The sequence below is a fragment of the Arthrobacter sp. H41 genome, from assembly GCF_000520535.1.
GTDB lineage: Bacteria > Actinomycetota > Actinomycetes > Actinomycetales > Micrococcaceae > Arthrobacter_D.
Map to the genome: position 1 here is coordinate 5,768 of NZ_KI914840.1, position 11,256 is coordinate 17,023.

Below are 11,256 nucleotides of genomic sequence, written 5' to 3' on the forward strand. Positions count from 1 at the left end.
GCTCGTCCAGGACTCGTTTCCAGAAGGAGGCGAGCCGGCCGGTACCGGGGAGGTCCACCGACATCGACAACCGGTAGGCCGGGATCGGATCGCCGAAGCGAAGCGCGCCCCAGAGCGCCGAGATGATGACGATGTGCTCCCGCGCTTTCTTCTTCTGGCGTGCGGTCAGGTGGTGGTAGTCAAGGGCGTCATACAGCACCCCTGAATACACGTCGTGGGCCGGGCCTGAAGGTTCGACGTCGAGGAGGAGGTTCCGCTGGACATCATCGACGAGCGAGGCGCCGACTCCGAGGATACGGTGGGCGTCAGGATGGCCACTTGCCTGCCGGAGGGCCTTCAGTACTCGGGAGCGGGCCTCGTTGAGTTCCGGAAAGTGCAGTTCCTCGAGTGAGACCGGGTGTCCTTTGGACACCGCGGATTTTCCTTCGGACGGGGGCAGCAGGATCAGCACCGGATCAACTCTACCGAAGGCGTGGTGCCGCGCCTGCCCGGGTCGGCAGGGCACTCCGGACGCCGTACAATCGAAGCTGGATGGGTCGACCAGGCGGTCGCGTTGGAAGAGTGCCGCAGGTAGGGCATGAAGCCACCGAGGAACGTCCGGGCTCCGCAGGGCAGGGTGGTGGGTAACGCCCACTCGGGGTGACCCGCAGGCCAGTGCCACAGAAAATAGACCGCTTCCCGCCGTTCACCGGCAGGGAAGTAAGGGTGAAACGGTGGTGTAAGAGACCACCAGCGCGCCGGGTGACCGGCGCGGCTAGGTAAACCCCACCCGGAGCAAGGCCAGACAGTGCGCGCTCGAGGGCTGCCCGCCCGAGTGCACGGGTAGGCCGCTGGAGGGCGCCGGCAACGGTGTCCGTAGATGGATGGCCGCCACTCCCGGACCGGCAACGGTGCGGGATGACAGAACCCGGCGTATCGGTCGACCCATCCCTTTTCCAAGTAGTCAACCTCAAAAGCAGGTAACCGCTACTGTGTCCCCGGCGCGAAGTGCCGCGTAGTTTTCGGGTACAACGAAAACTAGTCATCTGGGGTGGCCGAAGTGAAAAATGTACGCACTGGTCCAGCATTGGCAATTGGCGGCGCGCTTCTGATCGCGGTCCTGCCCGGAACAAGCGAAGCGGTCTCGATCGGCGGGGACGCCCCAGGGGAACCTTCCTCCTCGCTGGTGGAACAAACGCCGCGTGCGTCAGGCGACGCTGTCCTTTCCCCGGCGGCCGTCCCCGCGACGACCCAGGATGCGCCAGCAGTCGTCGCCGAGGATCCGCCTGAAGCAGCGCCGAAATCAGCGGCACCCCCGGTCGCTGTGGAGGCGGGCAGTGGAATGGGGGGTGACCTCCCTCCGGAGCAGCTGCCCAGCCCGGCCTATCCTCCGTGTCCCGTCACCGAGTTGGGTAACTGGTGGACCGATCCGGCAGATCCCTATACCTGCCTTCCCCCCGAATCGCGGGGGTTCTCGGAACCGGTGCCCCCGGTGGGTCCCGGCGACTGGACCCCCTGGGATCCGGCACCAGTAGAGCCGGGCGGGGATTGCCGGGTGGACGGCGTGCAGCGCTGCGAGGTGCTCATCGAGGGGCAGGCGTATGTGGTGACCTTCAGTGAAGGCGCGCCGCTTCATGTCTATGCAGCCCCTGCGGGGTGATTCACGCGCGTCACTCCTGACGATCCTCGGGGGTATTATCCGGTTGCCTGGGATAACAGTCAACCCCTGGAAAGGTTTTCCCGGCGAAACGGCCGCTTCGAAGAAGCGCGCCGCACTTGCTCCGCTACCCTGATCCAATGACCGCGAGCACCAGTGACACGCCTCACCTTTTGGTGCGCAACCGGAACTTCCGGGCGCTGTTCATCTCCAGCACCGCCGGGATTTTCGGAAACGCCGTCGCGTCCGTTGCTCTCCCGGTGATCGCGGCCGTCGAATTGAATGCGAGTGATTTCGAGGTTGCTGCGCTCGCCGGAATGACGTTCCTCCCATGGCTGCTCTTCGGTCTCGTCATCGGGGTATGGGTGGACAGGCTGCCGCGCCGTCCGGTGATGGTGTGGTCCTTGATCGTCCGCATCGCGGCCCTCGCGAGTCTCCCGCTCGCCTACTGGTCCGGCAGCCTCAGCGTTGCCCTGCTGTTCATCGTTGCCTTTCTTGCCGGAGTGACCTCTGTCTTCTTCACCCTCGCCGATCAGGCCATGGTCCAGCAGGCCGTCACCAAAGACGAACTGATGGAGGGCAACGGGCTGATCACGGGCTCCGGGGCCGCTGCCGACGCGGCGGGCCGTTCAATGGCCGGCTGGCTCACGAGCTCGGCAGGGGCGTCCAATTCGCTCCTGATCGAGGTGGGGACCTCTGTCGTCTCGCTAGTGGCCGTGCGGCGCCTCGACGTCGCCGAGATTGTTCCTGACAAGACCGAGCACCGCATCTTCCGTGAAATGGCGGACGGCATGCGGTACACCTTCAGCACCGCCCCCCTGCGGGCCATCCTCTACAACGCCGCCCTGTGGAATCTGGGCGGCAATATCGCAGCCTCGCTCATCGTGCTGCTGGTGTTGCGGACCCTCAACGAATCGCAGGTATGGCTGGGCCTGTTGCTTGCAGCAGCGTCGATCGGCGGAACCGTCGGTGGGGTGACAGTCACGGCGTTGGGAAAACGGTTCGGCTCAGGGCCGCTCTGGCGCTGGTCCATGGTTCCCGGGGTACTCGGATATGCGTCGCTTCTGGTGATGACGCCGGGCTGGGGCATGCTTCCCGGACTTGCCGGCATGTTCATCATGGGTGCGAGTGTCGCCTGGAACATCGTGATCGGCATCAGTTTCCGCCAGCGCGTATGCCCTCCCGGGATGATGGGCCGTCTCGGCGCGGCCTCGCGGACCGTGAGCTGGGGCATGCTCGCCGTCGCGGCCGTGGCGGCGGGGGTGCTTGCGGAGGCATTCGGCGTGCGGACAGCGATGCTCATCGGCATCGGGATCGCCTTCGCCGCCCCGGTGGTGGCCATGCTCGGACCGCTCCGGAAGGTTCAGCGGCTCGAGGATCTGGATCAGGGGCCGGATCCGGTCCGGGACGAGGAAACGGCATCCACCCCGCCGCGCTGAGAGGCCTGTCAGTGACCGAACGGATCCGGGTCGACGCCGGGCATCCAGGTTCGGCCCGGAACACCCCACCCCTCCGCGGCAATAGCCTTGCGGGCCTTGCGCGTGTAGCGGTCGTTGAGCCGGTCCACGTACAGCAGGCCGTCGAGATGGTCATACTCGTGCTGCAGGCACCGGGCGAACCAGCCGGTGGCCTCGAAGGCCACCGGACTGCCGTCGCCGTCGAAGCCCGAGATCTTCGCCCAGTCGGCGCGCTTGAGGGGGAACGCCTCGCCGGGTACGGACAGGCACCCCTCGGCTTCCTCTTCAGGGTCGGGCGCCGACCCCGGAATTTTGGACGTCACGAGCGTGGGGTTCACCAGGACTCCGCGGGGCGGCACGCCGTCGTCGTTCGCCATCGAATACACGAAGATCCTCGACCCGATACCGATCTGCGGAGCGGCAAGGCCCACCCCGTTCGCGACGTCCATGGTCTCGAACAGGTCGGCAATGAGGTCCCGGAGGTCGTCGTCGAAGTCCTCCACGGGCAGCGCGCGCCGGTGAAGGACCGGTTCGCCGGTGATGGTGATGGGGTGGACAGTCATGGGACCTTCCTGGGTTCCGTGGTCAGCCCGCGATGGAGCGGCCGACGCTCTCGCGCATGATCTCGCTGGTACCGCCGAAGATGGTGAGCAGCCGGGCCGCGAGGAAGGCCTGCGAGACGGGATATTCGAGGATGTAGCCGTAGCCGCCGTGCAGTTGGAGGCACCGGTCCGTGATCGACTTCACCCGCTCGCTCGCCCACAGCTTTGCGCGGGCGGCTGACGCGGCGTCGAGCTTGCCATCATTGAAGGCGAGCATGGCGGCGTCGACGTAGGTCTCGGTCACCTCCACCTCGGTGAGGATGTCGGCGAGCATGAAGCGCGTGTTCTGGAAGTCGATGACGCGTTCACCGAAGGCATTGCGGTCCCTGGTATAGGCGACCGTCTGCTCGTAGACCGCCCGGGCGACGGCCGACGACGCAACGGCGATGCCGAGGCGTGCCTGCGGAAGCTGCTCGAGGCTGTACCGCAGGCCCTGACCTGCCTCGCCGACGAGGTTGTTTCCCGGCACGCGGACGTTGTCGAAGAACAGCTCGGAGGTGTCCGAGGCTTTCAGCCCCATTTTGTCGAGCTGGCGCCCCGTCGTGTAGCCCTCGGTCTTCTCGACCATGAACAGGGAGAATGCGTCGCTCGAACCCCGGCCGGCGCTGCCGTCGGTCCTCGCCAGGACCAGTGAGGCATCTCCGCTGATGCCGTTCCCGATGAAGACCTTCTGCCCACTGAGGAGCCAGTCGTCGCCGTCGCGCACTGCCTTGGTGCGGATTCCGCGCAGATCGCTGCCGGCGCCCGGTTCGGTCCAGGCGCACGAGGTGACCGTTTCCCCCGAAACCATGCCGGGCAGCCAGCGCTGCAACAGGTCCTCCGAGCCGTGGGCCAACAGATGAGGCAGGACGAGGTCGTCGTGCAGGTGGAAAGCAAGCCCGACGGCGAGGTGGTTGCTTCTCGCGAATTCCTCGTCGAGCACTGCGCGGAAGCGGTAGTCCGCCATACCGGCGCCACCGAATTCCTCGGGAACCGCCATTCCCAGCAGGCCCTGCTCACCCGCCGCCTGCCACAACCGGCGGGGCATGATGTGTTCCTGGTCCCACTTCGCGTAATGCGGCGCCACTTCGCGGGCGTTGAACTCCCGGGCAACATCGCGGAAGAGCTCGTGATCCTCTTCGAATACCGTGCGTTCCATGCGGACAGTCCTCTCCAACACTCGCTTCGGCGTACCGGACGGGCCGGCACCCGATTCCCCTGGAAATGGCGGTCAAACGTAAAGCCGCCCCGGAGCATCTCCAGGGCGGCTTTGTCTCGATTGTCTGAACAACCGACCTCTACGGGTGAGTAACGGGGCTTGAACCCGCGACCTCCTGGACCACAACCAGGCGCTCTGCCAACTGAGCTATACCCACCATGCAATCCGCTCCGGCCCCTTGGAATTCAGCCGATTCACTCAGCGATCGTCCACTCGGGCAGGCTGCGAAAGGCAGCGAAAACAAGTTTACACACTTTTCGCGGGGCTTTTTCCACCCGGTTCCGTCGGAACCGGCGACTTCGCTTCGGCCGGCCTCCCGCTATTCATCGAGTGACCGGGCGATCGCCTTGCTCGTGGGGGAATCGGGCCCCGGACTGGGCACGAAGACCGCCTGGCGGTAGTAACGCAGTTCCCGGATCGAGTCCTTGATATCACCGAGGGCGCGGTGGCCGCCGCTTTTCGCCGGACTCTGGAAATACGCGCGGGTGTACCAGCGGCGGGCGAGTTCCTTGATGGTCGACACGTCGATGATGCGGTAGTGAAGGTGATCGACGACGGCGGGCATGTCCCTCGCCAGGAAGTTCCTGTCAGTGCCCACCGAGTTGCCGGCGAGCTGAGCCTTGCGCGGCTCGGGGACCCACTCCTTGATGTACTCGAGGACCCGGGCCTCGGCGTCCTGCATTCCGATGCCCTGCGGGAGTTCCTCGAGCAGTCCTGAATCGGTGTGCATCTGCCGCACGAAGTCCCCCATTTGCTCAAGGGCCGCCGGTTCAGGAGCGATGACGACGTCCACTCCATCCCCCAGCACGTTCAGCTCGGAGTCGGTGACGAGGACGGCTACTTCGATGAGGCCGTCCTTCTCCAGGTCGAGCCCCGTCATTTCGCAGTCGATCCACACAATTGGTTCATTTGATATCGGCACCCGTCAAATGTACCGCGCAGGGTCCGGGCAGGGCCCCGGACAGCATCGCGGGCGAAGGGGCGGGCTTCCAGTTCCCAGGATGGGACGGGACCGAACTGCTAATATCATCGAAGCCTGGCGCACTCGTTGACTCAGGTACGGCCGCCGCCGGAACACCCTCCCGCCGTACAAGGATTGGACGCATCGAGATGACCGCCCAGGTCCCTGTGACTGAGCCCGCGGCGTCGCGCCTTGAACGACCCAACATCGCGATCATGCAGGGATTCGTCGGCTCGATGCTGATGTGGCTCGGCTCCATGGGGGTGGGCTGGCTGTCCCTCGCATCGACCGAACTACGCCGCAATCCGGTGATCATCTGGCTGCGGTTCGAGCCCGAAGGTGCGATCTTCTCCGTGCTCGTCCTTGCGATCGGCGGCATGCTGCTGGTGCGCTCGTGGCTCCGCCTCGGACAGCGACTCTCCGGCTGGGGGCCTGAGACTCGGCCCTACGTGCTGAAGGCCGTCCTAGCGTGGGCGGCACCGATGTGCGTTGCGCTCCCGCTGTTCAGCCGCGACGTCTTCGCGTATATCGCCCAGGGCCAGGTGATGATCGCCGGACTGAATCCGTACCGCGACGGCTATTCGCAGATCTCCAACTACCTACAGATCGGTGCGGACGACCTGTGGGCTCAGAGCCCCACCCCCTACGGCCCGGTTTTCCTGTGGATCGAGGAGGCGGTGGTGCGCATCACGGGAGGCCAGCCTGATTTCTCGATCGCCCTGTTCCGGATTGTTGCCGTCGTCGGCGTCGGCCTGTGCGTCTATTTCATTCCCCGACTCGCCGAGCTCCATGGAATCAATGCGAATCGGGCACTGTGGCTGACGGCCGCGAACCCGCTGTTCCTGATCAATTTCATCGCCGCCATCCACAATGACTCCCTCATGATCGGACTCGCCCTCGCGGGGTTGTATCTCGCGGCGACCCGCCGTCCCATCTGGGGCATCATCCTCATCACGGCGTCCGTGGGCATCAAGCCGATCACTCTGATCTTCCTGCCGTTCGTGGGGCTGATGTGGGCGGGCAGGGGTGCCTCCTGGTCACGGAAATTCGGCTACTGGGCCGTCACGGCCGGCCTGTCGCTCGGCCTGCTCTGGATCATGGGCCTGATCAACGGCTTCGGCTTCGGCTGGGTGGGTGCCCTCAGTACTCCCGGCAGCGTGTGGATCTGGTACGCACCCGTCGGCTTCCTCGGGCTGATCGTGGCGACACTCGGCAACGCCGTCGGGCTGGACGGGTGGGGATTCGCCAGTGTCGTCCACACCCTCGCCCGCCTGGGTTCCCTGGTGATCATCGCGCTCCAGATCTTCCGGGGAGACCACAGCCGGCTCGTTCGTCGCCTTGCCTTCGCGTTCGCGGCGATCGTGGTGTTGTCGCCCATGATCCAGTCCTGGTACGTGGTCTGGCTGATACCGCTGTTCGCCGTGACGGGGATCCGCGATGACTGGCAGGTGAAGGCGTTGTACTTCACGGTGTCCTTCTTCATGGTGTACGCGATCACCGACCAACTGGACATCTTCCCCTACTTCGAATTCAGCCTGATGGCAGCGCGCCAGATCGCCGCCGTCTGCGCCCTCGGCTTCGCCTTCTACCTGGTCTTCCTCGACCGCAGCACGAAGGTCCTCTTCCGCCGCAGGTTCCACCAACCCGCCCCGGGACAGCTGCGCTGACAACTGCACCAGCGACGTGCTTCACGGCGTCGGGGGCGGGAAGCGGCATGCACTTCCCGTCGGCACGGGCGATACTGAGTAGATGACCGATCCAGATGAACAGACATACTCCGGGGAGTTCGAAATCACAGAATGGACTCCCGAACCCTATTCCGAGCCGGGCAGCACCGGCGAGTTGTCGAGGGTCCGGGCAGTAAAGGTCTTCGAGGGAGGCATCACCGGGACAAGCGCCGCGGAACTGCTGATGGCAGGGAACGACATCGGTGCCGGCTATGTGGCGTCCGAACAGTTCACCGGGACCCTCGGGGAGCGCACCGGCTCCATGGTGGTACAGCATTGGGGGGTGGCCGAAGGTACCGAGGCGGCTACGTCCGGTCACATCATCCCCGGGTCGGGTACCGGCGGCCTGGCGGGCGTGGCGGGGAAAGCCCTCTACACGCAGGATCCCGACGGACAGCACCGGCTCGAACTGCGCGTGACCTTCAGCCAGCCGGTGGAATAGGCCCATCGCACACAGGCGATGGGCGGTGCCATAGTAAACTGGGTGGACTGCCTCCGTAGCTCAGGGGATAGAGCAGGGGCCTTCTAATCCTCTGGTCGCAGGTTCGAATCCTGCCGGGGGCACTGTGAGAAGCGGCTCCGACCGACACCAGGTCGGGCGGGGCCGCTTCCTCCTTACCTGAAAGAAAGTGGGACAGGCGGCTGTCCTGCCGCAACCTGGCTGCTCCGCCGGATCCTCCGGCCAAGCCGATACGCTTGGACGATGAAAAAGCCCAGCCGCTTCGCGCAGATTGCCTTCATCTCTGCCGCGGGCGCCTTCATCACGGCCGCGCGGCTGCAGGTGTACTTCCGGGGCGAGGAAGGATTCAACGCCATTTTCGTCACGGTAGGCATTGCCGGTCTGGTGATCGGTGGAGTCGTTGCGCTGCTGGTCGGAATCCTCAACTACACACGCAGGGCGCCCTGACCCGCCTGTGTGCGCCTGCTTGTCCACATAGCAGCCCTCTTCCGGTTCTTCCGTGTCCCCGGCGCCGAAACTTGAAGGAGAGCAGCGTTCCGCCGCTCATATTTCGGGTCTTCGAGGGAGAGAAAATTCCATGAACGACATCATCACGGTTCGAGGCTATGTTGCCACTGACGTACGGCTGACGCTCGCGCAGAGCGGGCTGCCGATCGCCGGATTCCGCATGTGCTCCACCGACCGGCGCTTCGACAAGGAAACGAACGCCTGGATCGACGGGCACACCAACTGGTACTCCGTCTCCATGTTCCGCCAGCTGGCGACCAACGCCGCTGCCAGTCTGAAGAAGGGAGACCGGGTGGTGATCACGGGCCGGCTCAAGGTTCGTCCCTGGGCCAACGCCGACGGCCGGACCGGTACCTCCGTCGACATCGATGCCGACACCGCCGGCCACGACCTCATGTGGGGCACCGCCAACTTCAAGCGGACGTCCGCTGATCGCTCGGACGACCAGGGCCAGCTGCCTGCGACCGCAGGGGAGGTGCCGGCCGGAGTCAACCCCGCAACAGGGGAGATCCACAGCGACGGGGACGGTGATGGCTACGGGGCCGGTTACCCTGCCGATGCGGAGCCGGACGGAATGCAGGATGGCGACGACGAGTCCGGCTCCCTGCCCAGGGCGAAGGAGCTCGATTCCGCCGGTGCTCCCTTCTGACGGGTCGATCGGCGAAATGTGAGTTAAGGGTGCGCACGCACTAGCCTTGAAGGTATGGCGGAATTTATCTACACAATGACCAAGGCCCGCAAGGCCGTTGGCGACAAAGTTATCCTCGACAACGTAAGCATGTCCTTCATCCCGGGGGCGAAGATCGGCGTTGTGGGGCCGAATGGTGCGGGTAAGTCCACCATCCTGAAGATCATGGCAGGGCTGGACACGCCCTCGAACGGTGAGGCGCGGCTCAGCCCCGGCTACACGGTGGGAATCCTGCTCCAGGAGCCGCCCCTCAATGAGGAAAAGACGGTGCTCGGAAACGTCCAGGAGGGCGTCGGCGAGATCTACGGGAAGATCCAGCGCTTCAACGAGATCTCGGAGGAGATGGCGAGTCCCGACGCCGATTTCGACAAACTCCTCGACGAGATGGGCAAGCTCCAGGAAGCGATCGATGCCGCTGACGCGTGGGACCTCGACTCCCAGCTTGAACAGGCGATGGATGCGCTTCGCTGCCCGCCGCCGGACGCTGACGTGACGATCCTCTCAGGTGGAGAGCGCCGCCGCGTCGCCCTCTGTAAACTGCTGCTCCAGAAGCCGGACCTCCTGCTTCTCGACGAGCCCACCAACCACCTCGACGCCGAAAGCGTGCTATGGCTCGAGCAGCACCTTTCCGCCTACGCCGGTGCTGTTCTGGCCGTCACCCACGACCGGTACTTCCTCGATCACGTAGCCGAGTGGATCGCCGAAGTGGATCGAGGTCACCTTTACCCCTACGAGGGCAACTACTCCACCTACCTGGAGAAGAAGCGCGCGCGCCTCGAGGTGCAGGGCAAGAAGGACGCCAAGCTCTCCCGACGCCTCACCGAGGAACTCGAGTGGGTGCGCTCCAACGCCAAGGGCCGCCAGACCAAGTCCAAGGCGCGCCTTGGACGTTACGAGGAGATGGCGGCGGAAGCGGACCGCACACGCAAGTTGGACTTCGAAGAGATCCAGATTCCGCCCGGACCGCGCCTCGGTAGCCAGGTCATCGAAGCGCGCAACCTGAAGAAGGGCTACGACGATCGAGTGCTCATCGACGGCCTGTCCTTCTCCCTGCCGCGGAACGGGATCGTCGGAGTGATCGGCCCCAACGGTGTCGGTAAGACAACGCTGTTCAAGACCATCGTGGGACTCGAGCCCCTGGACGGGGGAGAGCTCCGGATCGGTGAGTCGGTCAAGATCTCCTACGTCGACCAGTCCCGTGCAGGCATCGACCCGAACAAGTCCCTGTGGGAGGTGGTGTCCGACGGACTCGACTTCATCCAGGTGGGACAGGTCGAAATGCCCTCCCGAGCGTACGTCTCGGCCTTCGGATTCAAGGGCCCGGACCAGCAGAAGAAGGCCGGAGTCCTTTCGGGTGGTGAGCGCAACCGCCTGAACCTGGCCATGACCCTCAAGCAGGGTGGAAACCTCCTGCTGCTCGACGAGCCCACCAACGACCTCGACGTCGAGACCCTGTCCAGCCTCGAGAACGCACTGCTCGAATTCCCGGGTTGCGCCGTCGTCGTCTCGCATGATCGCTGGTTCCTCGACCGGGTGGCCACCCATATCCTGTCCTATGAGGGGACCGAGGAAGATCCCGACGCGTGGTACTGGTTCGAGGGCAACTTCGATGCCTACGAACAGAACAAGGTGGAACGCCTCGGCCCCGACGCAGCCAAGCCCCACCGCGTGACGCACCGCCGTCTGACCCGCGACTGATTCGCCGGCCGTCGACCCGCGCGACGGCAAGCGCCGGTGAGCGGTCGTTGCGACACCTGGTCATTTCCGGGAGTTGCAGCGACCGTTCGTCTCATTCCCGCTCGAGCGAGGTACAGATGCAGGCCCGGTTCCCGTCGAGGTCAGCAAGCACGGTGAAGGACGGCGCTGCAGTGTCATCGACGATGGACCCGCCGCTGGCGACTGCTGCGGCGATCCGTTCGTCGGCCACCTCGGGGGCGAGCCACAGGTCGAAGTGCCAGCGCTGGCGGGGAGTCTCGTGGTCCTCGGTGCCCTGGAACCAGAGGCTCGGGACGCGCCCGGT

General features: G+C 65.0%; 12 protein-coding genes, 2 tRNA genes and 1 other RNA gene. 9 read left to right on the forward strand and 6 right to left on the reverse strand.

All coding sequences use genetic code 11. The features are described 5' to 3' along the window. Window positions 1-412: YaaA family protein (locus Y705_RS21580; protein ID WP_253908661.1), on the reverse strand; the 412-nt coding region annotated here is incomplete at its 3' end. A gap of 120 nt (window positions 413-532) precedes the next feature. On the opposite strand from Y705_RS21580, the gene rnpB reads away from it, so the two are divergent. From rnpB to Y705_RS0115665, 3 genes are all read left to right on the forward strand, one after another. Then, window positions 533-931: RNase P RNA component class A (rnpB, locus tag Y705_RS20735), an RNA gene on the forward strand. Between the two features lie 99 nt (window positions 932-1,030). Beyond that, a complete protein-coding gene (locus Y705_RS22810) occupies window positions 1,031-1,639 on the forward strand; it encodes a hypothetical protein (RefSeq protein ID WP_216698817.1) in 609 nt (202 codons plus the stop codon). Between the two features lie 137 nt (window positions 1,640-1,776). Continuing rightward, a complete protein-coding gene (locus tag Y705_RS0115665; protein ID WP_026533534.1) occupies window positions 1,777-3,075 on the forward strand; it encodes an MFS transporter in 1,299 nt (432 codons plus the stop codon). A gap of 8 nt (window positions 3,076-3,083) precedes the next feature. Here Y705_RS0115665 and def read toward each other — a convergent pair whose 3' ends face one another. From def to orn, 4 genes are all read right to left on the reverse strand, one after another. Beyond that, entirely contained in the window at window positions 3,084-3,656 is a 573-nt protein-coding gene (gene def, locus Y705_RS0115670; protein WP_026533535.1) for a peptide deformylase, read from the reverse strand. A gap of 22 nt (window positions 3,657-3,678) precedes the next feature. Then, window positions 3,679-4,833 (reverse strand): acyl-CoA dehydrogenase family protein, encoded by a 1,155-nt coding sequence (locus tag Y705_RS0115675; RefSeq protein ID WP_026533536.1) that lies wholly within the window; start codon window positions 4,831-4,833, stop codon window positions 3,679-3,681. Window positions 4,834-4,977: 144 nt separating this feature from the next. Next, window positions 4,978-5,050: transfer RNA gene (locus Y705_RS0115680), tRNA-His, on the reverse strand. Window positions 5,051-5,212: 162 nt separating this feature from the next. Further along, entirely contained in the window at window positions 5,213-5,773 is a 561-nt protein-coding gene (gene orn, locus Y705_RS0115685; protein ID WP_026533537.1) for an oligoribonuclease, read from the reverse strand. Window positions 5,774-6,003: 230 nt separating this feature from the next. On the opposite strand from orn, the gene mptB reads away from it, so the two are divergent. From mptB to ettA, 6 genes are all read left to right on the forward strand, one after another. After that, the gene (gene mptB, locus Y705_RS20670; RefSeq protein WP_049822886.1) at window positions 6,004-7,521 is read left to right on the forward strand and encodes a polyprenol phosphomannose-dependent alpha 1,6 mannosyltransferase MptB; all 1,518 of its coding nucleotides are present in this window, start codon (window positions 6,004-6,006) and stop codon (window positions 7,519-7,521) included. An 82-nt stretch (window positions 7,522-7,603) separates the two neighbouring features. Next, window positions 7,604-8,023: a DUF3224 domain-containing protein gene (locus Y705_RS0115695; RefSeq protein WP_026533538.1), complete on the forward strand. Its 420-nt coding sequence runs from the start codon at window positions 7,604-7,606 to the stop codon at window positions 8,021-8,023. Between the two features lie 49 nt (window positions 8,024-8,072). Continuing rightward, a tRNA-Arg gene (locus Y705_RS0115700) sits at window positions 8,073-8,145 on the forward strand. A gap of 139 nt (window positions 8,146-8,284) precedes the next feature. Further along, window positions 8,285-8,488, forward strand: coding sequence for a hypothetical protein (locus tag Y705_RS0115705; RefSeq protein ID WP_026533539.1), 204 nt, complete (start codon window positions 8,285-8,287; stop codon window positions 8,486-8,488). Window positions 8,489-8,618: 130 nt separating this feature from the next. Beyond that, a complete protein-coding gene (locus tag Y705_RS20675) occupies window positions 8,619-9,197 on the forward strand; it encodes a single-stranded DNA-binding protein (protein ID WP_049822887.1) in 579 nt (192 codons plus the stop codon). Window positions 9,198-9,251: 54 nt separating this feature from the next. Then, entirely contained in the window at window positions 9,252-10,934 is a 1,683-nt protein-coding gene (gene ettA / locus Y705_RS0115715) for an energy-dependent translational throttle protein EttA (RefSeq protein ID WP_026533540.1), read from the forward strand. 91 nt (window positions 10,935-11,025) lie between these two features. Here ettA and Y705_RS22545 read toward each other — a convergent pair. Beyond that, window positions 11,026-11,256, reverse strand: a 231-nt coding sequence (locus tag Y705_RS22545) for a VOC family protein (RefSeq protein WP_173401105.1), incomplete at its 5' end; no start/stop codon positions are given.

Bases quoted from the DNA above. Each gene is read 5' to 3' on its own strand.
- Y705_RS0115665 (WP_026533534.1), top strand. From the start codon at position 1,777: ATGACCGCGAGCACCAGTGACACGCCTCACCTTTTGGTGCGCAACCGG.
- def (WP_026533535.1), bottom strand. From the start codon at position 3,656: ATGACTGTCCACCCCATCACCATCACCGGCGAACCGGTCCTTCACCGG.
- Y705_RS0115675 (WP_026533536.1), bottom strand. From the start codon at position 4,833: ATGGAACGCACGGTATTCGAAGAGGATCACGAGCTCTTCCGCGATGTT.
- orn (WP_026533537.1), bottom strand. From the start codon at position 5,773: ATGACGGGGCTCGACCTGGAGAAGGACGGCCTCATCGAAGTAGCCGTC.
- mptB (WP_049822886.1), top strand. From the start codon at position 6,004: ATGACCGCCCAGGTCCCTGTGACTGAGCCCGCGGCGTCGCGCCTTGAA.
- Y705_RS0115695 (WP_026533538.1), top strand. From the start codon at position 7,604: ATGACCGATCCAGATGAACAGACATACTCCGGGGAGTTCGAAATCACA.
- Y705_RS0115705 (WP_026533539.1), top strand. From the start codon at position 8,285: ATGAAAAAGCCCAGCCGCTTCGCGCAGATTGCCTTCATCTCTGCCGCG.
- Y705_RS20675 (WP_049822887.1), top strand. From the start codon at position 8,619: ATGAACGACATCATCACGGTTCGAGGCTATGTTGCCACTGACGTACGG.
- ettA (WP_026533540.1), top strand. From the start codon at position 9,252: ATGGCGGAATTTATCTACACAATGACCAAGGCCCGCAAGGCCGTTGGC.